This is a genomic window from Streptomyces sp. NPDC048639 (assembly GCF_043199075.1).
Taxonomy (GTDB): domain Bacteria; phylum Actinomycetota; class Actinomycetes; order Streptomycetales; family Streptomycetaceae; genus Streptomyces.
The window spans coordinates 243,369-267,725 of the sequence record NZ_JBICVP010000004.1; the positions used below are offsets into that span (position 1 = coordinate 243,369).

General features: G+C 72.2%; 18 protein-coding genes. 7 read left to right on the forward strand and 11 right to left on the reverse strand.

Translation table 11 applies throughout. The features are described from left to right. Positions 1-2 precede the first annotated feature (2 nt). The 5 genes from ACGFNH_RS12870 to ACGFNH_RS12890 form a co-directional block, all read right to left on the reverse strand. Positions 3-2,057 carry a phosphocholine-specific phospholipase C gene (locus ACGFNH_RS12870; protein ID WP_393653121.1) on the reverse strand — a complete coding sequence of 685 codons (2,055 nt, stop codon included), beginning with the start codon at positions 2,055-2,057 and terminating at the stop codon, positions 3-5. Positions 2,058-2,192: 135 nt separating this feature from the next. After that, positions 2,193-2,441 carry a DUF397 domain-containing protein gene (locus tag ACGFNH_RS12875; RefSeq protein WP_393653122.1) on the reverse strand — a complete coding sequence of 83 codons (249 nt, stop codon included), beginning with the start codon at positions 2,439-2,441 and terminating at the stop codon, positions 2,193-2,195. Next, on the reverse strand, positions 2,438-3,259 hold the full coding sequence (locus tag ACGFNH_RS12880) for a Scr1 family TA system antitoxin-like transcriptional regulator (RefSeq protein WP_393653123.1): 822 nt from the start codon (positions 3,257-3,259) through the stop codon (positions 2,438-2,440). Before ACGFNH_RS12880 ends, ACGFNH_RS12875 begins: the two co-directional genes overlap by 4 nt. Before the next feature lie 180 nt (positions 3,260-3,439). Further along, positions 3,440-3,835 carry a MerR family transcriptional regulator gene (locus tag ACGFNH_RS12885; protein WP_393653124.1) on the reverse strand — a complete coding sequence of 132 codons (396 nt, stop codon included), beginning with the start codon at positions 3,833-3,835 and terminating at the stop codon, positions 3,440-3,442. Between the two features lie 200 nt (positions 3,836-4,035). Further along, positions 4,036-4,287, reverse strand: a complete 252-nt coding sequence (locus tag ACGFNH_RS12890; RefSeq protein ID WP_393653125.1) for a hypothetical protein — start codon at positions 4,285-4,287, stop codon at positions 4,036-4,038. A gap of 47 nt (positions 4,288-4,334) precedes the next feature. Between ACGFNH_RS12890 and ACGFNH_RS12895 the strand changes: the two genes are divergently transcribed. The 4 genes from ACGFNH_RS12895 (at position 4,335) to ACGFNH_RS12910 (ending at position 9,001) form a co-directional block, all read left to right on the forward strand. Then, the gene (locus ACGFNH_RS12895; protein ID WP_393653126.1) at positions 4,335-4,961 is read left to right on the forward strand and encodes a LysE family translocator; all 627 of its coding nucleotides are present in this window, start codon (positions 4,335-4,337) and stop codon (positions 4,959-4,961) included. A gap of 204 nt (positions 4,962-5,165) precedes the next feature. Continuing rightward, positions 5,166-6,287 (forward strand): M24 family metallopeptidase, encoded by a 1,122-nt coding sequence (locus tag ACGFNH_RS12900; RefSeq protein WP_393653127.1) that lies wholly within the window; start codon positions 5,166-5,168, stop codon positions 6,285-6,287. A gap of 199 nt (positions 6,288-6,486) precedes the next feature. Further along, entirely contained in the window at positions 6,487-7,197 is a 711-nt protein-coding gene (locus ACGFNH_RS12905; protein ID WP_393653128.1) for a DUF4232 domain-containing protein, read from the forward strand. 175 nt (positions 7,198-7,372) lie between these two features. Then, entirely contained in the window at positions 7,373-9,001 is a 1,629-nt protein-coding gene (locus ACGFNH_RS12910; protein ID WP_393653129.1) for a protein kinase, read from the forward strand. Between the two features lie 154 nt (positions 9,002-9,155). Here the strand turns inward: ACGFNH_RS12910 and treZ are convergent, their stop codons facing one another. The 4 genes from treZ to ACGFNH_RS12930 form a co-directional block, all read right to left on the reverse strand. Next, positions 9,156-10,907: a malto-oligosyltrehalose trehalohydrolase gene (gene treZ / locus ACGFNH_RS12915; protein ID WP_393653130.1), complete on the reverse strand. Its 1,752-nt coding sequence runs from the start codon at positions 10,905-10,907 to the stop codon at positions 9,156-9,158. A gap of 142 nt (positions 10,908-11,049) precedes the next feature. Beyond that, positions 11,050-12,615, reverse strand: coding sequence for an ABC transporter substrate-binding protein (locus ACGFNH_RS12920; protein WP_393653131.1), 1,566 nt, complete (start codon positions 12,613-12,615; stop codon positions 11,050-11,052). A 236-nt stretch (positions 12,616-12,851) separates the two neighbouring features. Further along, on the reverse strand, positions 12,852-14,966 hold the full coding sequence (locus ACGFNH_RS12925) for a hypothetical protein (RefSeq protein WP_393653132.1): 2,115 nt from the start codon (positions 14,964-14,966) through the stop codon (positions 12,852-12,854). A gap of 480 nt (positions 14,967-15,446) precedes the next feature. Next, the gene (locus ACGFNH_RS12930) at positions 15,447-16,355 is read right to left on the reverse strand and encodes a GNAT family N-acetyltransferase (RefSeq protein ID WP_393653133.1); all 909 of its coding nucleotides are present in this window, start codon (positions 16,353-16,355) and stop codon (positions 15,447-15,449) included. Positions 16,356-16,682: 327 nt separating this feature from the next. Here ACGFNH_RS12930 and ACGFNH_RS12935 point away from each other — a divergent pair, with 327 nt between their 5' ends. Together ACGFNH_RS12935 and ACGFNH_RS12940 are read left to right on the forward strand one after the other, a co-directional pair. Continuing rightward, positions 16,683-17,243 (forward strand): FHA domain-containing protein, encoded by a 561-nt coding sequence (locus ACGFNH_RS12935; RefSeq protein WP_393653134.1) that lies wholly within the window; start codon positions 16,683-16,685, stop codon positions 17,241-17,243. Between the two features lie 350 nt (positions 17,244-17,593). Beyond that, the gene (locus tag ACGFNH_RS12940) at positions 17,594-17,959 is read left to right on the forward strand and encodes a hypothetical protein (RefSeq protein ID WP_393653135.1); all 366 of its coding nucleotides are present in this window, start codon (positions 17,594-17,596) and stop codon (positions 17,957-17,959) included. A gap of 440 nt (positions 17,960-18,399) precedes the next feature. Here ACGFNH_RS12940 and treY read toward each other — a convergent pair whose 3' ends face one another. Beyond that, positions 18,400-21,018, reverse strand: a complete 2,619-nt coding sequence (treY, locus tag ACGFNH_RS12945) for a malto-oligosyltrehalose synthase (protein WP_393653136.1) — start codon at positions 21,016-21,018, stop codon at positions 18,400-18,402. Between the two features lie 134 nt (positions 21,019-21,152). Then, entirely contained in the window at positions 21,153-23,267 is a 2,115-nt protein-coding gene (gene glgX / locus ACGFNH_RS12950) for a glycogen debranching protein GlgX (protein WP_393653137.1), read from the reverse strand. Between the two features lie 245 nt (positions 23,268-23,512). Between glgX and ACGFNH_RS12955 the strand changes: the two genes are divergently transcribed. Next, on the forward strand, positions 23,513-24,310 hold the full coding sequence (locus ACGFNH_RS12955; RefSeq protein WP_393653138.1) for a Tat pathway signal sequence domain protein: 798 nt from the start codon (positions 23,513-23,515) through the stop codon (positions 24,308-24,310). Positions 24,311-24,357 lie beyond the last annotated feature (47 nt).

A 24,357-nucleotide genomic window follows, 5' to 3' on the forward strand; every position in this document is an offset into this window, starting at 1 on the left:
GGTCAGGCCGTGATCGTCGCCGGGTCGCTGACGCCCGGACGTCCGGTCTCGACATGGCCCGCGAAGCGGCGCAGGAAGGTCTTGTCGCCGTCGGAGGCCACCGACACGTCGTACCAGTGCTTGCTGCGGCGCAGCTCGACGGTGTGCGTGACGCTCGCACCGGCGCGGACCTTGAAGGTCTCGGGCTGCCCGCCGTAGGCATTGCTCACGGTGAGGTCGACGTCCGAGCCGCCCTTGTTGGTCAGCTTCAGGTCGAGGTTGCCCGTACGGGCGTCATGACGTGCCGTCACCTCGGGTCCCGCGGTCTTCCCCGGACCCTTGAAGGTGCGCAGGAAGCCGTTCGGGCCGAAGACCGAAAGATCGTACGCGTCCTGGGAGTTGGCGGTGCTCCATGTGTCGGAGATGGTCCTGCCCGGCCCGGTCGAGTACACCCACGGTCCGTCGTTGCGGTTCCCGGAGGTGACGGTGAAGGCCGCGCCCGCCTCGTCCCCGCCGCCGAAGTCCAGAGTGATCCCGGTCGAGGCCGCCACCGAACCGTCCACCACGGGCGCGTACTTCAGCGGCCGCGTCGGCCGTGAGCCCGACTCCTGCTTGGGCAGGGCGGGGTTCGCGGGCACCTTGGGGATGTAGTCGTCGTGGCGCTCGTGGTCCGGCGGCTCGTACGCGTCGGTGTCGGGCAGCGGCACGGAGCCGGGGTCCGCGGTCCCGAAGTCGAAGGCCGAGGTGAGGTCGCCGCAGATGGCGCGCCGCCACGGCGAGATGTTCGGCTCCTCCACGCCGAAGCGGCGCTCCATGAACCGGATGATCGAGGTGTGGTCGAACAGCTCGGAGCAGGAGTAACCGCCCTTGCTCCAGGGCGAGACGACGAGCATCGGCACGCGCGGTCCCATGCCGTAGGGACCGGCCTCGTACTTCGCGCCGCCCTCGTAGAGGTCGCCGCTGACGTCGGCCGTGGACAGGCCCTGTGCGGCGGAGGACGGCGGGAACGGCGGCATGACGTGGTCGAAGAAGCCGTCGTTCTCGTCGTACGTGATGAACAGCGCCGTCTTGCTCCACACCTCCGGGTTGGAGGTGAGGGCGTCGAGGACCTGCGCGATGTACCAGGCGCCGTAGTTCACGGGCCAGTTGGGGTGCTCGCTGAACGCCTCCGGGGCGGCGATCCAGGAGATCTGCGGGAGCTTGTCCGCCTTCACATCGGCCTTGAGGCGGTCGAAGTAGCCGTCGCCCTCCTTGGCGTTGGTGCCCGTGCGGGCCTTCTCGAAGAGCACGTCACCGGGCTTGGCGTCGCGGTACTTGTTGAAGAAGAGAAGGGAGTTGTCGCCGTAGTTGCCGCGGTAGGCGTCGTCGATCCAGCCCCACTTGCCGTTCGCGTCCAGGCCGTCGCCGATGTCCTGGTAGACCTTCCAGGAGATCCCGGCCTTCTCCAGCCGCTCGGGGTAGGTCGTCCAGCCGTACCCCACCTCCTCGTTGCCGAGGACGGGCCCGCCGCCGGTGCCGTCGTTGCCCGCGTAACCCGACAACATGTAATAGCGGTTGGGGTCGGTCGCACCGATCATCGAGCAGTGGTAGGAGTCGCAGACGGTGAACGCGTCCGCGAGCGCGTAGTGGAACGGGATGTCCTCCCGCGTGAGATACGCCATGGTCGTCGGCGTCTTCGCGGGTATCCACTGGTCGTACTTGCCGTCGTTCCACGCCTGGTGGCCGCCGCCCCAGTCGTGGTTGAGACCCTGGAGGAACTGCATTCCGAGGTTCTCCACCTCGGGCCGGAACGGCAGCACTTCCTTGCTGCCCTCCGCCTGGTGCCACACCGACTTTCCGCTCGGCAGCGAAGCGGGCCGGGGGTCACCGAAGCCGCGTACGCCCCGCAGCGAGCCGAAATAGTGGTCGAAAGACCGGTTTTCCTGCATCAGCACCACAATGTGCTCGATGTCGTCAATGGTGCCGGAGCGGCGGGCCGCGGGGATCGCGGTCGCGCGATCGATGCTGAGGGCCAGCATGCTGGCCGCCGCTGTGCCGCCGGCGAGCTGCATGAAGCGCCGGCGATTGAGTTCCGACATGGGGGGCTGACCTCCGTGGCCGCTCGGAAAGTGTCGATCCCAGGCAGCCTACGGGTGGCAATGCTGGGGAAAACACCATGTCGACCGCGCTATTCTGCGCGGCCTCCCGGAGGAGGGAATCGTCGGCCGGGAGGTTCAGCCCCGGGCTGCGGCGAAGGCCACGAAATCCGACCAGGCGGCGGGGGAGAACGCGAGCTGGGGGCCCTGCTTGTCCTTGGAGTCCCGGACGTGGACGGTGTCGGGGCAGGTGGCGACCTCGACGCAGCTGTCGCCGGCGCTTCCGCTGTGGCTCGACTTGTGCCAGGGGAGCGCGACTTCAACGCACTCGTCGCCGTCGCTTCCGCTGTAGCTGCTCTTGAACCAGGCCAGCTCGCTGGTACTCATAACGCTCCTCGCATCTGCGTCAGCAGGCTCGCCGAGTCTTCGGGGGTGAGAGCCTGTGAACGCAGTTTCGCATAACGCATCTGGAGCACGCTGACCTCTTTCCGGTCAGAGATCAGCTGGCCGCTGCGTTGCCCTTCGGAGTAACCGAACCATTGGTGGTCGGGTGTCTCCAGCAGCCGGATGGGCCCGTTCAGCCCGGCATGTTCTTCCCGTACCAAGGGCATGACCTGGATCTCGACATTTCGTAGCGCTGCGCACTCCAGTAGATGGTCGATGAGCCCGCGAGCAGTGTCTGCTCCTCCTGTGCGGCGCCTGATCAGTGCCTCTTCGGCGATGAAGCTGAAGGATGTGTTTGGCCTCTCCTTGAGTAGGCGCTGGCGTTCCAGGCGAGCTGCGAGCTGGGTCTCGATCTCGTGGTCGGCCAGTGGAGGCACTCCACTGTGAAACACGGCCCGCGCGTATGCCTCCGTCTGCAACAGACCAGGGATCGCGCGGCACTCGTACATGCAGAGACTGACGGCCTCTTCCTCCAGACTCGCCCACTGCCGGAACCAGGACGCCAGGCCCGGCCTTCGCGCCAAGTGGCGGGCCGCCGCCCGTAGCGCTCCGAACGCGTCGAGGGCCTCCTCCGCCCGCTCGATGAACTCCGGCTGCGGGAAGCGGCGGCCCTGCTCGATGGAGGCAACCGTTTCCGGGGCGTAGCGGACGAGCGGGGCCAGCTCCTCCTGGGTGAGGCGCGCCCGTTCGCGGAAGACCTTGGCCACCGCCCCGAACGCCTTGAGGCTGTCCACCGGCTCCGGCTCGTTGTTGCTCGTCATGTCCGTCCCTCCATGAGCCAACTCGCCCATGGTCACGGTCCGTTACCCCCGCTGTCCACTCAGGGTGGCCGTACGCTGACCCTGTGTACGGGTCCGGTCAGGCGCCATCCCACGCCGACACCGTTCGACTCGGCGGCCACGAGCGGTGGTTCGGCCGGGATCGGCACCTGCCCGCCCGGCTCAGTGGCCGGGCAGGGAGCTGCGGAGTTCGGCGCGGAAGGTGGGGCAGTCCAGGAGGGAGGGGGCGCGGCAGGTCAGGGCGTGGCCGAGCCGGTCCCGGGTCTCTTCCAGGGCCGCGATGCGGCGGCCGATGTCCTGTGTCTTCTCCCTGAGGCGGGTGCGCAGGACGTTCGGGGCGCACTCCAGCAGCTCACCCAGTTCGTTGAGGGAGAAGCCCGCGGCGCGGGCGTTGAGGATCAGCGCGATCCGGTCGAGGGCGTCGGGGCGATAGGTCCGCCGCAGGCCGTTGCGGCCCGCTGGTTCCAGAAGACCGAGCCGCTCGTAGTAGCGGAGGGCGGAGGCAGCGACTCCGGTGCGCTCGGCGACCTCCCCGATGTCCAGCAGACGCTCGCCCATGCCTCCTCCTCCCGTCGTCCCCGGACCTTGGCGTGCTGCCTCGACGTGAAGCTCCGCCATGGTGCGCGGTCCACGCGCCGAGGTGGGACTCCGCGATGACGTGAAGCCGACTTCACCGGTGAGGGTAGCGGCAGCCTCGCCGACTTCGAGATCCGCCACCGGAACCGAGCGCGCCCGTACGGTTCTTGGCCCGGGAGTTCTTACGACGCGCTGACGTCACGGCCGTTCACTCCCGTCGCGGGACTGCCACCGGCCACGGTGATGTCGAGCGCCATCACCCCCCGGTGGCGCGCGGCGGAACCGGCGCCCCCGAGCGGCCTCCCCCATGGCTCGGGGGCGCCACCGTCCTTCCGCGCGTCCCCGGCGCGGACCGCCACGTCCACGCCTCGTCGCTTCATTCGCTCGCTCGTGCCGCTCCCGCGTACCGCCTCGCCGTTGGGTGGCTGATTCATCCGATAATTGACTGGCCAGGCGGCCCCGTCCCGGCCACCATGGCCAGATGCTGAGCACCCTGATCGCCTTCCTCGGCGCCTGCACGCTGATCGCCGCCACGCCCGGACCGAGCACCGTCCTGATCATCCGGCAGTCGCTGCAGAGCAAGCGTGCCGGTTTCTTCACCGTGCTCGGCAACGAGTCCGGGGTCTTCATCTGGGGCGTCGTCGCGGCCTTCGGGCTCACGGCCCTGCTGGCGGCCTCCCAGCTCGCGTACGACGTGATGCGGATCGTCGGCGCCGTGGTGCTCGTCTGGTTCGGGATCCAGGCGATCCGCTCGGCCCGCCGGCACGGCAAGGACGGCGAGACGGGGGAGCCCGCGCGCATCGTGGTGGTCTCGTCCTGGCGCTCGTACCGGGCCGGGCTGCTGATGAATCTGGCCAACCCGAAGTGTGCGATCTTCGCGATGTCCTTCCTGCCGCAGTTCGTGCCCGACGGGGCACCCCAGCTGCCCACGATGGTGGGCCTCGCGGCGCTGTGGGCCGTCTACGAGATCGGCTGGTACAGCGTGTACGTGTGGTGCGTCGGCCGGATGAAGAAGCTCTTCGACCGGGCCGTGGTGCGGCGCCGGATGGAGCAGATCTCGGGCGGCGTGCTGGTCGCCCTCGGCATTCGGATGGCCCTGGAGAGCTGAGCGCCGCGGCCCGCACCGGTGACCCGCACCGGCCCGCACCCGCGGCTCCCGCCCGGCCCGCGGTCCGATGGCGTCACGGCTCCAGGACATTCCCGAGCCGAGGCGGATGCGGACTGCGATGCTGGGGGTGGGGCCGCCCGCGGCCGGCCGCAGCGAGCGCCGGGCCGGTTCGGCACCGGAGCCGACTTCGATGAGGAGACCGCAATGGACGCGACACCCGCCCCCTTCACCGGCGAGGTCTACGCCGCCCGGATGGAGAACGCCGCACGCGCGGCCGCGGAGGCGGGGCTCGCGGGCCTGCTGGTGTCCCCGGGGCCGGACCTCGTCCATCTCACCGGCTACCAGCCGGTGGCCACCGAGCGGCTCACCCTGCTCGTGCTGGCACCGGGCGAGGACCCGGTGCTCGTGGTGCCCACGCTGGAGCGCGGCGACGCGGAGCACGCGGCGGGGGCGAGCGCCCTCTCCTTCCAGGACTGGGCCGACGGCAAGGACCCGTACGGGGCAGCCGCGCCGCTGCTGGACCCGTCGGGCCGCTACGGCGTCAGCGACAACACCTGGGCCCTGCACCTCCTCGGTCTGCAGAGTGCCCTGCCCGCCACCTCGTACAGTGCCCTGACCGACTGCCTGCCCATGCTGCGGGCGGTCAAGGACGCCGCGGAGCTGGAGCGGCTGGCCGCGGCGGGTGCGGCGGCGGACACCGTGTACGAGGAGATCCTCCGGGTCCGCTTCACCGGCCGCCGGGAGAGCGACATCGCCACCGAGCTGGCCCATCTGCTCACCCAACTCGGCCATTCCCAGGTCGATTTCACCGTGGTCGGCTCGGGGCCCAACGGCGCCGACCCGCACCACGAGGCCGGTGACCGGGTCATGGCGCCGGGCGACATGGTCGTCCTGGACTTCGGCGGCCTCAAGCACGGCTACGGCTCCGACACCTCCCGCACCGTGCACGTCGGCGAGCCCACCTCCGAGGAGCAGGCGGTCCACGACGTCGTACGCCAGGCCCAGCAGGCCGCCTTCGAGGCGGTGCGGCCGGGCATCGCCTGCCAGGAGGTGGACCGGGTGGCGCGTGCGGTCATCACCGGGGCCGGGTACGGGGATCGGTTCATCCACCGCACCGGGCACGGCATCGGGGTGACCACGCACGAGCCGCCGTACATGGTCGAGGGTGAGGAGCAGCCGCTCGTGCCCGGCATGTGCTTCTCCATCGAGCCGGGGATCTATCTGCCCGGCCGGTTCGGCGTACGGATCGAGGACATCGTCACGGTCACGGAGGACGGCGGGCGGCGGCTGAACAACACCGCGCGGGAGCTTGCCGTCGTCGAGTGACGGGCGTTCCCGGCCGGGTGTGACCGCGAGATCGGGCCCCGGTGAAACATTGGTGAAGGACTGGCTGAGTGGCTGAACCACTCACGCCTCAGGGCAGTCCCTACGTGATGCGGCCACGTCCAATCGGGGCCCCGGGCAAGGGAGTTCCGCGGGTGACGTGGCCGGGACACGAGCCGACCAAGACGGAGGACGACCCCTCATGCCCATGCGCGCCCTCACCGCCGCTGCCGGTGCTGCTCTGCTGGCCACGCTGACGCTGACGGCCTGCGGTTCCGAGGACTCCGGCGACGCCTCGGGAGGCGGGAGGACCACCTCGTCCCTGCCCTCCGACGACCCGGAGGACTCCGAGCACTCCGGTGACAACGGCAAGGGCCCGACCACAAGCGGTCCTGGGGCGACTGTCGACACCGACACGAGCACCGGCGGCAGCGGTGACGACGGCGGGGCGGGCACGGGCGGCTACGCGCTGGTCTCGTGCACCACGAACACCACCGAGGTGAAGTTCCTCGCGTCAGCGGCGAACGCGACCGACGCCGGGCCCGCGAAGGGCACCGTCCTGGTCCGCAACATCTCGTCCGCCCCGTGCACCCTGTCCGGCGCGACGACCCTGACCGCCAAGGACGACCAGGACAGGCACGGTTCGGTCTCGACCGACAACGCGGCCGCGGGCCCGTACGCCATCGACATCCCGGCGCACGGGCAGGTCTCGGCCGTCGTCGGGTATCTCGACTCGGTCTTCGACGGCAAGGGCAAGGGCGCGGTCGCGTGCGCGGTCAAGGCGTCCGAGGTGGAGATCGCACTGCCCGAGGACGAGGCCCGCGGAGTGCAGGTGACGGAGGAGAACGGCGACCCCGCCCACTTCACCGTCTGCGCCCCGCGGAAGGTGACGTTCGGCGCCTTCAAACGCTGACCGGCCCGCCCCCCCCCGTAACGACCCGGCCGTTCAGGACCCCATCGGCCCTTCCCCGCACGCCACTTGACCGACCCTCCCCCATGCACCGCACCCGACGGGCCGTCACCTTGCCCCACTCTCATGGCACGGCCGCCCGTCATGCCCCCCGACCCGTCACCTCACAAGGGAACCCATGTTCACAACGGATGCGGCCCACCCCTGGACCGCGGAGCTGTCCGCGAACGACCTCGGCCGGCTCGGCGCCGAGGAGTTACGCAGAACGGATCCGGTCGCCATCGGCCCATACCTCGTCCTCGCCCGGCTGGGCGGCGGAGGCATGGGCCGCCTCTTCCTGGCGCGGGAGCCGGAGACCGCGGAACCGGGCGAGTACGGTGCCCGCTCCCTGGTGGCCGTCAAGGTGATCCGCCCGGAGTACGCCGAGGACACCGGATTCCGTACCCGCTTCGCGCGTGAGGTCGAGGCCGTACGGCGGGTGCACGGCAACTACACGGCGGAGCTGCTCGGTTCGGGCTTCGACGAGGAGGAGCACCTGTGGATGGCGACCGCCTTCGTCCCGGGGCCGGGCCTCGACGTCGCGGTACGCCGCCACGGGCCGATGCCCGCACCGGTGGTGTGGCGGCTGGCCTGCGAGGTCGGGGAGGCGCTGTCGACGATCGCCAACGCCGGGATCGTCCACCGCGATCTGAAGCCCTCCAATGTGCTGCTGGGCCACGACGGGGCGCGGGTCATCGACTTCGGGATCGCCCACAGCACCGACGCCACCATGCTCACCATGGCCGGTCAGCAGGTCGGCACACCCGCGTTCATGTCCCCGGAACAGGCCGAGGGCCGGGAGGTGACTCCCTTCTCGGACGTCTTCTCGCTCGGCTCGGTCCTGGCCTTCGCGGCGACCGGCGTGGCGCCGTTCGGTGAAGGGGCGACAGGGGACGTCGTCCACCGCGTGATCCGCACGGAGCCGAGCGCGGACGTCCTCGGGGAGGTCGCGCAGTCCGACCCGGAACTGGCCGAGTTCATCGGCCGGTGCCTCAGCAAGAACGTCCAGGGGCGGCCGAGGCCACGCGAGGTCGTCGACATCGCGCGCCGGCATGCACCCGCCCACGACTGGCCGGGGCCGGTCGCCGAGGTCGTCGCCTCCCGCGCCGGCTGGAGCGGGCGCGTCGCCAAGGCCTCGCGCGGGGGCGGGCGGACGACCCGCCGGCGCGCCGACGTGCCGGGGGCGTCCGACGCCACGCTCGTCCAGGGGACGCAGCCACCCGGGCGCCGCCGCCGGGCTCTGCTCGCCGGTGGGGTGGCTGCCGCGGCGGTGGTCGTGGTGGCCGCGGGCGCGATCGCCCTCCTGGCGCCGGGATCGGGCTCCTCACAGGAGGAGAGGACCGCACGGGCCCGCTCCGGCGGGCCGGAAACCGGGTTCACCGAGTCCGGGCCCACGGCGTCGAAGTCCGCGAAGCCCCGCGGCAAGCGCTCGCCGGCGTCAGCGAAGAAGAGCCCGAGCCCGTCCGCGTCGCGCAGGGACGCGGCGGCAGCCACCCCCGGCTCCGCGGCGACGGGCCCGGCCGACGGGGCGTGGAGTTCGTGTCCGCCGTCCACCGGGAACCGGCTCACGCAGAAGGGCGACAAGGGCCGGAGCGTCGTCTCCCTGCAGTGCATCCTCCAGGCCCGCGGGTACGACATCGGCTCCGGCGGCGTGGACGGGGTCTTCGGGAAGGGCACGGAGGCGGCGGTCAAGCAGTTCCAGCAGAGCCGGGCGCTGGAGGCCGACGGCAAGGTGGGCGACAACACCTGGACGGCACTGCGCGGTTGAGACGGCGGGGCGAGGACGGTCTGTACGGGACGGGGCCTGTGCGCGTACGCGACCGGGCGCCCGTGCCTATACGCGACCGGGGTGTGCGCGTATCGGACCGGGGCCGTGTTGCGCGACCGGGCCCAGCCTCTCCCCGGCCTCCGCGCCGCGGCCGTCAGCCGCCGACGGCCACCACCGCCGCGGACTCCGGCGGGAGGCGGAGCAGTCCGTCCCCTTCCGGAGGCGCGCACGTTTCCCATGCCGCCAGGACCTCCGCCCGCCCGTGGCCGACCGGCACCTTCACCTCGCCGTCCCCGGACAGATTCACCGCGGTCCGCACGGCACCGCGCGTCACCACCAGCCACCGCTCCCGCGCGTCGTACGCGACCCGGACCGCCGTCAGGTCCGGGTCGGTCAGCTCGGGGCGGGCCCGGCGCAGCGCGATCAGTGAGCGGTGCCAGGCCAGGAGCCGGGCGTGCGGGGCGCGGTCCGGCTCGGACCAGTCCAGGCACGACCGGTCCCGGGTGGCCGGGTCCTGCGGATCGGGGATGTCGGATGCGGCCCAGCCGTGCCCGCCGAACTCCCGTCTGCGCCCCTCCCGTATGGCTGCCGCGAGCTCCGGGTCCGTGTGGTCGGTGAAGAACTGCCAGGGTGTCCGCGCCCCCCACTCCTCGCCCATGAAGAGCATCGGGGTGAACGGTGAGGTGAGGACGAGCGCCGCCGTACAGGCCAGCAGCCCGGGGCTGAGGTGCGCCGCCAGCCGGTCGCCCAGCGCGCGGTTGCCGACCTGGTCGTGCGTCTGCGCGTAGGCCAGCAGCCGGTGAGCGGGCGTCATGCGCGGGTCCAGCGGACGGCCGTGGGTCCTGCCGCGGAAGCTGGAGTATGTGCCGTTGTGGAAGAAGCCGCAGGTGAGGGTCTTGGCGAGGGCGGCGGGTGCCTCGTGTGCGAAGTCGGCGTAGTAGCCCTGCGCCTCACCGGTGAGCGCGGAGTGCACGGCGTGGTGGAAGTCGTCGTTCCACTGGGCGTGCAGACCCAGTCCGCCGGCCTCGCGGGGCGTCGTGGTGCGAGGGTCGTTGAGGTCGGACTCGGCGACGAGGAACAGCGGACGCCCGGCCCCGGCGGCCAGGGTGTCCACGGCGGCGGACAGTTCGGCCAGGAAGGGCTGAGCGCGCGTGTCGTGCAGGGCGTGCACGGCGTCCAGGCGGAGGCCGTCGAGCCGGTAGTCGCCCAGCCAGCCCAGCGCGCTGCCGATCAGGTACGCCCGCACCTCGTCGGAGCCCGGTGCGTCGAGGTTCACGGCGTCACCCCACGGCGTGTGGTGCGTCTCGGTGAAGTACGGGCCGAAGGCCGGGAGGTGGTTGCCGGAGGGGCCGAGGTGGTTGTGCACCACGTCCAGCACCACGCCGAGCCCGTGCGCGTGGGCGGCGTCGACGAAGCGCTTCAGCCCGTCCGGGCCGCCGTACGGTTCATGCACCGCCCACAGCGACACACCCTCGTAGCCCCAGCCGTGTGTGCCGGGGAACGGGCACACCGGCATCAGCTCGATGTGCGTGACCCCCAACTCGGCCAGATGGCCCAGCCGTCGGGCCGCCGCGTCGAACGTGCCCTCGCGCGTGTACGTGCCGATGTGCAGCTCGTACAGCACCGCGCCGGGCAGCGGCCTGCCGTGCCACGGGTGCCGCCACACGAAGCGGGCGTGGTCCACGACGGCGCTGAGCCCGTCCGGGCCGTCCGGCTGGCGGCGGGAGCGCGGGTCGGGCAGGACGGGGCCGCCGTCGAGCGCGAAGCCGTAGCGGGCGCCGTCGCCGGCCTCCGCCTCGGCCCGCCACCAGCCGTCCCGGCGGGTGTCGTGCTCCATGGGATGTGCCGCACCGTCCAGGTGCAGCTCGACCCGTCCGGCCTCCGGCGCCCACACCTCGAACAGCATTGACGGCTCCTCGGTCGCTCCTCGACACCCGTCCTCACCGCGTCACTGCCTCACTGCGTCACTGCGTCACCGCGTCACCGCGTCCCCAGGTTCTCGCGTACCCGCGGGAGCGCCGCGTACGGCCGGTCGCCGTCCCGTGCGGTCAGCCGAGGTCCTTCTCGCTCAGCGGACTGCCCGAGCTGGCCGAGACATCCAGGGTGCGGACGCTGCCGCCCGGCGCTATCTCGATGACGGGCACCGCCTTGCGCTCGGGGGATCCGTCGTTGCTCAGGGAGATCAGCCCGCTGGCGCCTTTCACCGACTCGACGCCGTGCAGCGACTTCCAGATCTGGATGGTCTGCGAGCCGGTCACCCGGCCGTTGGACTCCGACGCCCGGGCCGCGAGCCGTACGCCGGACACCGCGGTGATCACGGAGTCATGGCCCATGATGGCCTGGCCGTCGTCGAGTGTCTCCTCGGGGAACGCCGAACGGTAGCGGCCCCCGTCCCCGAAGGAACCCACGCCCCACCCGGGGTAGGCGGCGGCCTTCTTCTTCCACGCGCCCGGGTGGGCGAGGCCCGTGTAGAGCAGCCGGACGTTCCCGCTGCGCAGGGTCTCCTTGATCTGGTCGAACCCCGCGGCCTGCGCGGACTGCGACACGTCGTCCCCGGAGAGGACCACCAGCTCGCGGTCGCTGCAGGGGCGGTCCTTGAGCGGGGCGAGGAAGCGCGGCAGATCGATGCCGCGCCCCGCGAAGTAGACGACGTCCGGCTTCTCGGCGCACAGCTGGGACATCCGTGTCTTGAACGCCGTGGCCACGCCCTCGCGCGAGGAGTCGTACTCCTCGACCTTCCCGGCCAGCCGGTCCTTCGGGAAGGCGCGCAGAAAGGCCTCGCCCAGGGTGCGGGTGTACTGGTCGTCGGGGCGGGAGTCCTGTATCACCAGCACCCGCTTGCCGGTGTACGGCTTGCGCTTCAGCAGGGCCGCGGCGGCGGCCGCCTCGTCGGCGTTGGTCGGCGCCACCCGCACCAGGCCCTTGACCTTGCTGAGCGTGTCGGCGGTGAGGACCGAGCCCGTGGCGGCGAGTTCGAGACCGCCGTCCTCCCGGTCCGCGGTGATCGTACGGATCATCGCCTCCGTGGCGTCCGTACTGGTGCCGAGGCCCGCCACGGCGACGATGCGGTCGCGCTCGACACGCTCTCCGATCCGTTGCAGCGCGGCGGTGCGCTGCTCCTTGCTCACGCCGCTGTTGGCGAGCAGCAGCTTGACCTTGGGGGTGTCGCCGTACTTGTCCTTGTGGTTGGCCTCGTACTGAGCGGTGTAGGCGCCCTGCAGCTCATGGCGGACGGAGTCGGGGGTGTTGCTGTCCCCGGGCCGGGGGATCATCGGCATCAGATAGACGATGCCGACAAAGCTCGGGCCGCCCGCCTTCGCGCTCTCGCGCGCGACCCGCTCGTTCTCCGCACGGATCAGCCGGGAGACCTGGGCGAGGTTCTTCCCCGTCTTCGGCGTGCCGTCGCTGAAGAGATACGAGCCGTCGGTCACGCCGACGCACTGCTCGGGGGTGCCGACCCGTTCGACGCCCGTGGCGCAGGAGGTGTCCTCCGGGCGCAGCAGCCAGACGAGAGCACCCGCGAGGAGGGCGAGCAGGGCGAGGGCCGACACGGCGTTCCAGGGCCAGCGGGCCCACAGCGGGCGGTTGCGTACCCAGGATCCAGTCGGCGGCATGGGAGTCCTTCCGTTGGCTCGTGTCGTACGGCACGCGGCCCGTGCCGTCGGACTGAAGGCGGCCGGCGGACCGTGGTCCTCCGGCCGGAGAAGCGGTCCGCCCGTGCGCCGCCGGCCGTCGCGGTGGTCCGCGGGGGAGTCGGGGCGGTCCGTGGGGGAGAGTCGGGTCGCTGAGGGGAGTGGGGTCGGTCCGTGGGGAGAGTCGGGTCGGTCCGGCAGGCGGAGAAATCGATCCGTCAGTCGGAGAAGCGGGCGGCCTCGTCCAGCAGCGTGTCCGCGTCCGCGTCGGCGGACATGGCGAGCTGCCGGAACATCGCGCTGATCTTGTAGTTGAGTTCGGGGCTGCCCGGAGGCAACCGGTTGCGCGGATCCCCGGCCAGCCACAGCGCGGCGCACAGCTCGGCCAGCGGCCGTCCGAGCGCCCGGTCCGTGTACGCCTCCGGGGCGTGCTCGTGCGCCAGTTCGCCGGAGCGGCGCGTCGGCGGGGCGTCCGAGAGCTGCGCGCGGTACACCGGCGCCGCGGTCACGTGGTACAGCTCCCGCAGCCAGGGCCGCAGGTCGGGGGCGGTGAGACCGGTGGAGAAGTACCGCACGACCTCGTCGAGACGGTTGATCGCCAGCCGGTGGTAGAGGGAGTCCAGCGGCTGTCCATGGCGGTGGTGCCAGTCCGCCAGCGTGCTGTGGATGGACTGCCACTCCTCCTCGGTGCCGGCCGGCGGACCGGACAGCTCGTCGAGCAGCAGCAGCCGCAGCCACGGGTGCAGGACGGGACGCCCGTCGTAGGTCGTGTCGGGTACGTCGGCGCTGCCCGGGTGGCCGGACCAGGTGCGCAGATAGCCCGAAGGGCCCTTCCCGCCACGGGTGTTGGCGTCCTCGGGCACCGGGCGGGACAGCCACAGCCGGGTGCGCAACTCCCGCATCACCGTCTCCCTGTCGTGCTCCGGCCGGCCGTTCAGCAGGCCCGCGTTGACGGCCGCCTTCGGGGTGCGGGCGGCGGCGATCAGGGTCGCGGCGGCACGCTGACCCGCCGTCAGCCCGTCCAGGAGATGGCCGCGGACGGCGGCGGCGAGCTGGGGGCCGCGCGCGGCGCCGGGGCCGACGGCACCCCGCTCCTCGACGGGAGCGTCCAGCAGGCCGTGCAGATCGTCCTCGGGGCTGTGCTCCAGCAACCGGTCGATGGCTCCGTGGAGTTGGGTCACGCTCCACGGGTGCCCGTAGGTGAGGCGGTGCACCAGCGGGGTGCTGCGGGGGAGCACCCCGGCTTCCGGCCGGCCGGTGCGACGCGCGGCAGCCGACTCGAACCGCGAGGCCTCCAGGGCCACTTCGACCTCGTCGAGGTCGCGCAGCCGCAGCGGATACCACCAGTCGTACAGCGGTGTCCCGGCCCCGGCGCGCCAGGCGGCGTACGAGGCGTCGGCGGGGTGGACGGTGTGCGGGTCGTCCGGGCCGCCGTCGCAGGGGCCCGGCACGGCCTGGGTGGTGGCGCTGGTCGCGACGATCAGCAGCGGGTCGTACATCTCGGCCCTGGCCCGCTCGGTGCGCAGCGCCAGCAGCAGGTCGAGGAAGCGGGTGGCGCCGTGGTTGTGGTCGATGTCGTCCAGCAGCGCAAGTGCGCTGTGTCCGCGGCGGGTGCGGTGGTACGCGGCGATCAGGTCGTCGAGGAAGGCCAGGCACAGCCGCCGGTCCACGAAGTCCCGGTCGGCCGCGATGCCGGTGCGGTTGCGCCGGTTGAGCTCCACCAGCTCCTCCAGCGCGCTGGCGGGGCCCGACGAACCGTACGAGGCCAGCGCCCGGTTGAGGAACGTGCTCGCCGGCATGTACTCGAACCCGCGCAGCAGCACGCCCAGGATCAGGTCTATGCCGGGAACGGGGGAGAGGCCCAGCGTCTCCACCAGACCGGCGATGCCCTCGCCCGCGTCCGCCGCCGTCCCGCGGTTGCGGGCCTGCCGCAGCGCGCGCCGCAGCTCGCGCGTGGCCTGCGTACGGTCGGTCAGCGAGAGCTGCGGCTGCACGGCGAGCAGGCCCAGCAGCAGCCGCGGGAAGCGCAGCGGCTTGCTGCCGCGGTGCTTGCGGGCGAGCAGGAACGCCAGGTGCAGCGCCACTTCGTGCGGGCGCTGCTCGGCGGCCGCGGACAGGTCGATGCGGGCGACCGGCGCGCCTTCGGTGACGGCCTCGAAGTGGTCCAGCGCATGTGTCTTGCCGCTGCCCGGGCGGCCCAGCAGGACGACCACGGGCAGCGGACGGTCCTGCCCGGGCGGGAGGCGCGTCCAGCATTCGCGCACGAGCCCGGCCACCTCGGCCAGCCCTGCGGGCGGCGCGTGGCCCGCCTGCGCGGTGGCAGCCTGAAGCATGATCTCCCCCTTCCGGTACGCGGGCGCCGTTGGTTCGGATCGGATACGGACGGCGCACACGCGGTCACGGTCGCAACATCGTTTCACGAAGTGACGGAGGAGACACAGGAATTGACGCAGCGTTTCCCGGCCCGCCCGGGGCGGCGGGCTGCTGCGCGACCGGGCGCCGGGCGCACCGACGGCCGCGCCCGGCTCGCTCCCCCTCCCTCCACGGGCTCCCTCCCCGGGCTGCCAGCCGTGCCCGTCCGGCCCGTACGGCCCGGGATCGCCCGCCGCCCGCACGTCGGCGCGGCAGGCCGTACGGGCGCGGGCCGGGGGAGGGCGTCAGCGCCACCCGGACGGGGCTGTTGCGGCAGGCCGTACGGGCGCGGGCCGGGGCCGTACCGTCCCGACCCGGCGGGCAGGCCGCCCCGCCGGGCGGGAAGCCCGACGCTCACACCGAAGTGCCGCGCACGGTCGGGGCCGTGACACCACCGGGCTTCAGACGAGGTTGATGCGTTCCTGGGTGACCGGGTAGCCCGCCTTCGCGAAGGCGGCGGCCATCGGGAAGTTCTGCTGGTCCGTCGCCGCCGCGATCCACTCCGCCCCCTCCGCGACCAGCCGGTGCGTGCAGTCCACCAGCAGCTCGTACGCATAGCCGTGACCGCGTTGCTCCGGCAGGACGCCGATGAAGCCGACGCAGGGACCGCTGAGGTTCCCTGCCGGGACGTGGATGCCGACCTGCGTGCCCTCCGCGTCGTACGCGAGCTGCCACCAACCGCGGGGCGACGGCAGCCACTTCAGGAGGTCCAGCTCCTCGCGTGCCGCCGCCTCCGCGCCGTCCCTGTCGGCGGTGTGCCGCGCGTGGGCGTCGAGACTGCCCTCGCCGATGCGACGCAGCACGTCCAGGACCACGTCGTCGTCCGGTTCCGGCCGGAAGGTGAGCCTGCCGGGCCGCTCCGGCAGCCCGCACCCGGGTGTCCACACATAGCGGTACCGCTCGACGAGCGGAGCCAGACCGGCGGCGATGGCCGCGTCGATACGTGCCTGCGCCTCGACCCGTACCTCCGGCTGCTCGCGCCAGCCCGGAGGTAGCAGCAGGTCGTACTCGGCATGCAGCGGCGCCGCGCGCAGCAGCCGGACGGCGGCCTCGGCCTCCCCGTCCGCGAAGTCGAACCAGTCCAGAACCATCGGCTTGTCGTCATCGGGCGCGCCCCACCACGCGGCCCGGGCGACGACCCTGCCCTCGCGCAGCGCGACCCAGGTCCAGTCGGGGCGGTACTGGCCGCCCTCATGGACGGGGCTGTAGCCGTGGCCCACGAGAGAGCGGCCGAGCAGCGTGGTGGCGGGGAGGGTGGAGAAGAGGTGGGCATCGCTCTCGGTGAGAGCGCGAAAGACCAGTTCGGTCACGGGAGTTCCTTCCGGAAGGCGGCTGCGCGCTCCCGGCGGATGAGTCAGGCCGGCTCGTTCAGCCGGAGAACGCCCGGGAGTCGGGGCGGGAGCGCATGAACGGAATGCGGAGCATGTCTCTCGCCTCCTTCCTCGTACGTGGGCGTCGCGGGGACCGTAACCCGCTGCCGGAGCGGCCGTCCATCGGTTTCCGGCAGGTGTGGAGGCGGGCCCGGCCGTCGTGTTCGCAGCTTTCACTGGTTTTCGTTGCATTCGCGGAGTTCGGCGGTGGCTGCTGAGTACTCGGTGTACTGGACACCCCGTGCCTCCGCGCCGGACAATCGGCGCGTGACGCAACACGACCTCCCGACGCCTTCGCCCACCACGCTCCCGGCGCGGTTGTCGGACGCCGACCGGGACCGCGTCATCGAGGTCCTGAGGGAAGGCGCCGCCCAGGGGCGGTTGTCCCAGGACACCTTCTTCCGCCGGATGGAGCTGGCCTTCGAGGCGAGCGGCCGGGACGAGCTGGACGCCCTCACCGCGGACCTGCCGCAGGAGAGCAGGCTGTCCCGGATCGTGTTCGGGACGGTCGCCAGGGCTTCGTCGTTCACGGCGCGGGTGCGCCGGGCGTGGTTCCTCGAACGCCTGCCGAAGCTGCTGATGCCGGAGCCGGGACCATATCCGCTGCGGATCGGCCGCGACCCGGCGAACGGGCTGCGGCTGAACGACGACACGGTCTCCCGCGTCCACGCCGAACTGTCCCGTGACGGCGCCCTCTGGGTGCTGTGCGACCTGGGCTCCACGAACGGCACCTGGGTCAACAGCCGCCGTGTGACGGGGCGTACGGTCGTCCGGGCCGGCGACCAGGTGACCTTCGGGAGCATCGCCTTCCGCCTCGCCGCGCGCTGACCTACGCGGTGTCGCTGCGACGCCTGGGTACGTGATGTGCAGCGATGCCGGTGCACGGGTGTCGTTGCGGCGCCGATGTACGCGGTGTCGCCGCGATGCCGACCTACGCGGTGTCGCCGGGCGCCGACGTCCACCGCGTCGCCCACCGCCGACGTGCGCCGTGGCCCATGAGGGCCCGCGTGACCCCGTGGCGCCCGCGTCCGTGGCATCCGCGCCCGCGGCGTCACGCCCACGCAGCCTGACGCGTGCACGGCGAACCGCACCGGCGGGCGCACCCGCGGCGGATCGCGGTGCGACCTCGGGGACGGCGACTCGTAGCGCACCGCCCTCGGCGGAGAGACCATGGAGACATGGCAAGGAAAGGTTCCGTCGGCAGCAGGGCCCACCGGGCCGCGCTGACGGCTGTCCGGGAGGCCCTGGAGCGGGGTGAGGTGCCGGTCGAGGCGCCCGAACTGGTCCAGGGAACCTCCGGAGATTTCTGGGTGGCCCCCGACGGCAGGGTGTACGTACGGCCGGTGGAGGTGCTCTCCTCCGGCACGGCCCGTGCACAGCGGGTACCGGATGTCCAGCTCGTCGTCGTTCCCGGCGGCCGCTTGGCGGGCGAAGGGCCTGCGGGCCCGGAGTTGCGCGGGTCGGCCCCGTGGACGGACGACATGTCGCGGCTCTGCCACTGGCAGCCCGCCGACGGCAGTCGGCTGGTCATCGACGAGGTCTGAGCGACGGAACGGACCGAGACGCTCCGCGTGGTCGGAGCGGGGGTTGGCGTGTGCTGCGCCAGGCTCCGCGCGGTGGTCGGAGCGCGGGAGGACGTGTGCCGCTCCAGGCTCCCTTCGGTGGTCGGGGCGGGGGCGTGGGCCGCTCCCGATCGGCCTGCCCGGGTCGGACCCCGCGGGATGAGGACCGTTGACCACCTATCGTGACCGGCCGGCTCCCGATGGCGAACCCCTCACCCCCCGCCGGAAGATCACCCCGCCCCGGTCCGGGTGAAGCCCGGCCCGCCCGAGCCCGGCCCGCCCGAGCCCGGCCCGCCCGAGCCCGGCCCGCCCGAGCCCGGCCCGCCCGAGCCCGGCCCGCCCGAGCCCGGTCCGGCGGAGGGCCGCTTCCCCTCCGCCGTACCTCGACACCACCCCGCCCGCAGGGAGGTCACCACCCGCGCTCAACCGCGTACCAGCAGTGCCACCGGGCTCTCCGTGAAGAGATCCGCGGCCCGCACCCGGTCCCCTCGCACCGTCCGGCCGCGCGACAGCAGGTCCGTCCAGGGGCCTTCGTCCGGGAGGGCCAGTGTCGTGTCACGCCAGCCGCCCGACTCTTCCAGGCGGCGTGAGAGGCGTGTGACCGCCGTGACCGCCCCGCCCCCGCGCGAGAACGCCACGCAGTGCGCCGCCGCAGATCCGGTCACGATCAGCGCTTCGTACGCCCCCGACTCCCCGAACCAGCCGGGGTGTTGGCGGCGCAGCCGCAGCGCCGTCGCGGTGAGGCGGAGCTTCTCCTCCGTGACGCCGTCCGGTGTCCGGCCCTCGTCCAGGGCGGCGATCAGGCGCGGCCGGAAGCGGGCCGGATGCCGGTTGTCCGGGTCCACGAGGGCCGCGTACTCCAGCTCGGTGCCCTGGTAGACGTCCGGTACGCCCGGCATGGTCAACTGCGTCAGGGCTGTGCCCAGGATGTTCGCGCGGGCCGCGGCCATGAGCGTGCGGCCGAAGGCGGCCATCGCGTCCCGCGGCGGACCGCAGGGCCCGGCCCGCAGGAACGCCTCGACCGCCGCCTCGTAGTCCGGGTCGCCCTCGGTCCACGAGGTGCGCAGCCCGGCCTCGCGCACGGCCTTCACCACCGCCGCAACGATCCGGTCCGCCGCCCGGCCGTCCGTGCGGTCCGCAACCCCGCCCCCGCCCTCGTCCTCGTTCCCCTTCGCCCCGTTCCCGTTCCCCTCGTCCCCGTTCCCGTTCCCCTCCGCCCCGTTCCCGTTCCCCTCCGCCCCGTTCCCGTTCCCCTCCGCTCCGGCCCCGTTCCCGTCCGCCCCATCTCCCTCCGCCCCGTCCGCGTCCGGGAAGCCGAGCCCGAAGACGGTCTGCCAGGCCGTCCAGGCGACGTGCGGGTCCGGGGCGCGAGTGCCGTCGCCGCGCGCGATCTCCTTGGTCACCCGCTCCAGCAGTTCGGCCCATTCGTCCGGTGCCTCGGTGAGCAGTGCGATCCGGGCGCGTACGTCGGCGCTGCGCTTGGTGTCGTGCGTGGATACCGCCGTTCCGCTCAGCGGCCAGTCGCGCTGGAGCCGTACGCAGAAGGCGTGGAAGGCGTCCGCCGAGACGGCCGGGCCGCCCGGCTCACCGCCGACCTCCCCGGCCGACAGCAGCGGCACGTACCGGTAGAACGCCGTGTCCTCCACGGACTTGGCGCGCAGCGCGGAGGAGGTCTGGGCGAAGCGCGCGCAGAACGCGGTGTGGTCGGGGCCCGCGCCGAGAAGCCCGAGCGCCAGATCCCGTACGAGGTCGACGGCCTCCGCCTCCTCGGGCACGGTGAACACGGTTCGCGCCCGCCGCGCCGCGCTCCGCAGCATGTCCGCGTCGCCCTCCGGGACCCGCTCGCCCGCGATCGCGTACGGCCGGTAGACCGGCAGCCGGACCAATACCTCGCGCAGGGCCGCGCGCAGCGCCCACGGGGCGTGGTCGCGCAGCTCCACGTCCGCCTCGCAGATCCGGGCGGCGATCCGGGCCAGCCAGGACACCTCGGCGGCCAGCTCGTGGGTGACCACCTTGTACGCGGCCCGGCGCGCGGTCGCCGACCACTCGCCGCCCCGGTCCGGAGGCTGCGCCGTGAAGCCCCGGTAGACGCCGAGCAGCTCGGTCGCGCCCGACGGGTCGACGAAGAGCCCGTCCACGCGGCGGAGCGCGTCGTAGCCGGTGGTACCGGCGACCGGCCAGTCCGCGGGCAGCCGTTCGCCGCCGGTGAGGATCTTCTCCACGACCGTCCAGCGGTCGCCGGTCGCCCGGTCCAGCCGCCGCAGATACGCCCCGGGGTCCGCGAGCCCGTCCGGGTGGTCGACGCGCAGCCCGTCCACCACGCCCTCGCGCAGCAGCTCCAGCACCTTGGCGTGCGTCGCGTCGAACACCTCCGGGTCCTCCACCCGTACGCCGATGAGCGTCGAGACGGTGAAGAACCGCCGGTAGTTCAGCTCGGTGCGGGCCAGCCGCCACCAGGCGAGCCGGTACCACTGGGCGTCCAGCAGCTCCGGCAGCGGCAGATGCGCGGTGCCGGGCCGCACCGGGAAAGCGTGGTCGTGGTAGCGCAGGACGTCGCCGTCCAGGCGGATGTGGTCCAGCTCGTCACCGAGCCGCCCCCCGAGCACGGGCATCAGCACGCGCCCGCCGTGCAGGTCCCTGTCGATGTCGAACCAGCGCGCGTACGGGGACTCCGGTCCGTCCCGCAGCACCTCCCACAGAGGCCGGTTCAGATGCTCGGGGGCGGGCACGGCCATGTGGTTCGGCACGATGTCGACGACGAGACCGAGCCCGTGCTCCCGCGCGGTACGGGACAGTGCGCGCAGGCCGTCCTCGCCGCCCAGTTCGGCCCGTACGGCGGAGTGGTCCACCACGTCGTAGCCGTGCGTCGAGCCCGGCACCGCCTCCAGCACCGGCGACAGATGGAGATGGGAGACGCCGAGCGAGGCGAGGTAGGGAACGGCCGCGGCGGCGGCGCCGAACGGGAACTCCGGCTGGAGCTGGAGACGGTAGGTGGCGGTGGGCGGCGCGACGGGCCGCGGTGTCTCGGGCACAGGCGTCATGGAGCAGACGTACCCGTTGTGCCGGACGTCGCAGCATGGTCGTACGCGCTCGGCCGGATCCTGCCGGGCGGCCGTCCGGGAGACGGCGGGCCCGGCCGTACCGCCGTACGCCTGATCCGTGCCCTGCCATCCCCTCAAGCAGGGCGTTGCAGCACCGTCAGGCTCCGGTCGATCAGCATCAGCCGGTCGCCCGCCTTCACCTTGCGGCCGGTGCCCGGCTCCACGCCCTCCGAGCAGGCCGTGTCCACGACGACCTGCCACTGCCGCCCGTGGTTGACCGGCACCACGAAACCCAGCGTCTCCTCGCTCGCGTTGACCATGAGCAGGAACGAGTCGTCCCTGATCCCCTCACCGCGCGGTCCCGGCTCGGAGATCGCATTGCCGTTGAGGAAGACCGTCAGGGACCGCGCCCACGAGGCCTGCCAGTCGCGCTGCCGCATCTCCTCGCCCTCCGGCGTGAACCAGGCGATGTCCGACAGCTCGTCGTGCGTGCCCTCCACCGGCCTGCCGTGGAAGAAGCGGCGGCGCCGGAAGACCGGATGGTCGCGGCGGAGCCAGACCATCGAGCGGGTGAACTCCAGCAGTGCACGGTCGTCGTCCGCCCCCGGCCAGTGCACCCAGGAGAGCGCGTTGTCCTGGCAGTACCCGTTGTTGTTGCCGCCCTGGGTGCGCCCGAACTCGTCGCCGTGGCCGATCATGGGCACGCCCTGCGACATCAGGAGGGTGGCGATGAAGTTCCGCTGCTGCCGGGCGCGCAGGGACAGGACGCCCGGGTCGTCGGTCTCTCCCTCGGCGCCGCAGTTCCAGGAGCGGTTGTGGCTCTCGCCGTCCCGGTTGCCCTCGCCGTTGGCCTCGTTGTGCTTGGCGTCGTAGGACACCAGGTCGCGCAGGGTGAAGCCGTCGTGGCAGGTGACGAAGTTGACCGAGGCGATCGGCCGCCGCCCGTCGTTCTGATAGAGGTCGGAGGAGCCGGTCAGCCGAGACGCGAACTCCGCGAGGGTCCGCGGTTCGCCCCGCCACAGGTCGCGCACCGTGTCCCGGTACATGCCGTTCCACTCCGACCACAGGGGCGGGAAGTTGCCGACCTGGTAGCCGCCCTCGCCGACGTCCCACGGCTCGGCGATCAGCTTCACCTGGCTGACCACCGGATCCTGCTGCACCAGGTCGAAGAACGAGGACAGCCGGTCCACCTCGTGGAACTGGCGGGCCAGCGTCGCCGCCAGGTCGAAGCGGAAGCCGTCCACATGCATTTCGGTGACCCAGTAGCGCAGCGAGTCCATGATGAGCTGCAGCACGTGCGGGCTGCGCATCAGCAGGGAGTTCCCGGTGCCCGTGGTGTCCATGTAGTACCGCTGGTCCTCCGCCAGCCGGTAGTACGAGGCGTTGTCCAGGCCGCGGAAGGACAGCGTCGGGCCCAGGTGGTTGCCCTCGGCCGTGTGGTTGTAGACCACGTCGAGGATGACCTCGATGCCCGCCTGGTGCAGTGCGCGGACCGCCGACTTGAACTCCAGCACCTGCTGGCCGCGGTCGCCCCACGAGGCGTAGGCGTTGTGCGGGGCGAAGAAGCCGATGGTGTTGTAGCCCCAGTAGTTGGCCAGGCCGGAGTCGACCAGCCGGTTGTCGTGGACGAACTGGTGTACGGGCATCAGCTCCAGCGCCGTCACGCCCAGCTCCGTCAGGTGCTCGATGACCGCGGGGTGGGCGAGCGCCGCGTAGGTGCCGCGCAGCTCCTCCGGCAGGGCCGGGTGGAGCATCGTCAGACCCTTCACATGGGCCTCGTACAGGACCGTGCGGTGGTAGTCGGTCCGCGGCGGCAGGTCGTCGCCCCAGTCGAAGTACGGGTTGACCACGACGGAGGCCATGGTGTGCGGCGCCGAGTCGAGGTCGTTGCGGTCGCCCTGCCGGCCGAAGTGGTAGCCGTAGACGGCCTCGTCCCAGTCGATCTCGCCGCTCATGGCGCGCGCGTAGGGGTCGAGCAGCAACTTGGCGGAGTTGCAGCGGTGTCCCTGGGACGGCTCGTACGGTCCGTGGACGCGGAAGCCGTACCGCTGGCCCGGCATGATGCCGGGCAGATAGGCGTGCCGGACGAACGCGTCGGACTCGCGGAGCTCGACCGCGGTCTCGGAGCCGTCGTCGTGGAGCAGGCAGAGCTCGATTCTGTGGGCGGCTTCGGAGAACACCGCGAAGTTGGTTCCCGCGCCGTCGTACGTGGCGCCGAGGGGATACGCCTGTCCGGGCCAGACCTGCATGATGTCGACTCTTCCACTTCTGATCCGGGCCGCGCGAGACGGCGAATTCCCCTGTCGGAGGCCGAAAAGGAATCCTTGCCCAGCCATCGGGCCTGCGAGGCGCTTTCGTTCAGATCTTCCCGAAAAGCGGAGCAACCTCCTACGACAACAGGTCGTCCTACCGGGTGACCGCCGCATCCACGCGTGCGGACTCGGCCGGGGGCCGGATTTCGGGATTCAGGGGCCGGATTCATGAGGGGGAACATGTGCGCAGGGTGATGCACCGCCACCTGGGCAAGGTGGTGGCGGGTGCGGCTATCGCGGTGACTGCGACCGCGGTGATGGTCGGGGTGACGCTGCCGGGGAATGCCGGCGCGGAGGACGGGCAGAGCTCGTCCGGCACCTCGGCCCGGGGCCAGGACGGGGCGCAGCTTCAGCCGGGTGTGGTCGAGGAGCAGGCGCCCACCGGGGAGAAGGGCACGGGGCGGGACGCCCTCACCGACGACGAGCTGAAGCGGGCCGAGAGCCTCGCGCTCGGCCAGGGGCTGCGCGAGCGCAGCGAGAACGCCAGGGGGAGCAGGGGGCCGCAGTGGCTGAGCACGGATCTCGCCGAGCAGCAGCCGTCGGAGGCCGGTGACGCCTCGGCGGCCCGCCGCGCCGAGATCGCGTACTACGACTACAAGAACGACGCGCTTGTCACCAAGACCGTCAACCTCACCACGGGCAAGGTCGAGGACACCGACACCCAGAGTGGTGAGCAGCCGCCGCCGACCCGTGCCGAGGCGGCCGAGGCGGTGAAGCTGCTGCTCGCCGATCCGCTGAGCGCAGGACTGAAGAAGGACTACCGGGACGCGACCGGCAAGGCGCTCAGCGAGCCCGAACAGCTCGAGGTCACCGGCATGATCTACCGGGTGGACGAGGAGAACAGCGGCCCGGCCGCGCTGCGCGAGTGTGGCGACCACCGGTGCATGCGGCTGTTCACCAAGGTCAGGAACGGACCGTGGATCGACACCCGGCACCTCGTCGTCGACCTCAGTGAACGCAGCGTCGGCCGCATCACCTGAGCCGAGCGCCTGAGCACAGCGGTTGAGGCGAACGGTTGAGGCGAACG

Coding starts and splice junctions, on each gene's coding strand:
- treZ (WP_393653130.1), bottom strand. CDS start 10,907: ATGCTGTTCGAGGTGTGGGCGCCGGAGGCCGGACGGGTCGAGCTGCAC.
- ACGFNH_RS12905 (WP_393653128.1), top strand. CDS start 6,487: ATGCCCATGCGCGCCCTCACCGCCGCTGCCGGTGCTGCTCTGCTGGCC.
- ACGFNH_RS12880 (WP_393653123.1), bottom strand. CDS start 3,259: ATGACGAGCAACAACGAGCCGGAGCCGGTGGACAGCCTCAAGGCGTTC.
- ACGFNH_RS12920 (WP_393653131.1), bottom strand. CDS start 12,615: ATGCCGCCGACTGGATCCTGGGTACGCAACCGCCCGCTGTGGGCCCGC.
- ACGFNH_RS12885 (WP_393653124.1), bottom strand. CDS start 3,835: ATGGGCGAGCGTCTGCTGGACATCGGGGAGGTCGCCGAGCGCACCGGA.
- ACGFNH_RS12940 (WP_393653135.1), top strand. CDS start 17,594: ATGGCAAGGAAAGGTTCCGTCGGCAGCAGGGCCCACCGGGCCGCGCTG.
- ACGFNH_RS12900 (WP_393653127.1), top strand. CDS start 5,166: ATGGACGCGACACCCGCCCCCTTCACCGGCGAGGTCTACGCCGCCCGG.
- glgX (WP_393653137.1), bottom strand. CDS start 23,267: ATGCAGGTCTGGCCCGGACAGGCGTATCCCCTCGGCGCCACGTACGAC.
- treY (WP_393653136.1), bottom strand. CDS start 21,018: ATGACGCCTGTGCCCGAGACACCGCGGCCCGTCGCGCCGCCCACCGCC.
- ACGFNH_RS12870 (WP_393653121.1), bottom strand. CDS start 2,057: ATGTCGGAACTCAATCGCCGGCGCTTCATGCAGCTCGCCGGCGGCACA.
- ACGFNH_RS12890 (WP_393653125.1), bottom strand. CDS start 4,287: ATGAATCAGCCACCCAACGGCGAGGCGGTACGCGGGAGCGGCACGAGC.
- ACGFNH_RS12875 (WP_393653122.1), bottom strand. CDS start 2,441: ATGAGTACCAGCGAGCTGGCCTGGTTCAAGAGCAGCTACAGCGGAAGC.
- ACGFNH_RS12895 (WP_393653126.1), top strand. CDS start 4,335: ATGCTGAGCACCCTGATCGCCTTCCTCGGCGCCTGCACGCTGATCGCC.
- ACGFNH_RS12925 (WP_393653132.1), bottom strand. CDS start 14,966: ATGCTTCAGGCTGCCACCGCGCAGGCGGGCCACGCGCCGCCCGCAGGG.
- ACGFNH_RS12910 (WP_393653129.1), top strand. CDS start 7,373: ATGTTCACAACGGATGCGGCCCACCCCTGGACCGCGGAGCTGTCCGCG.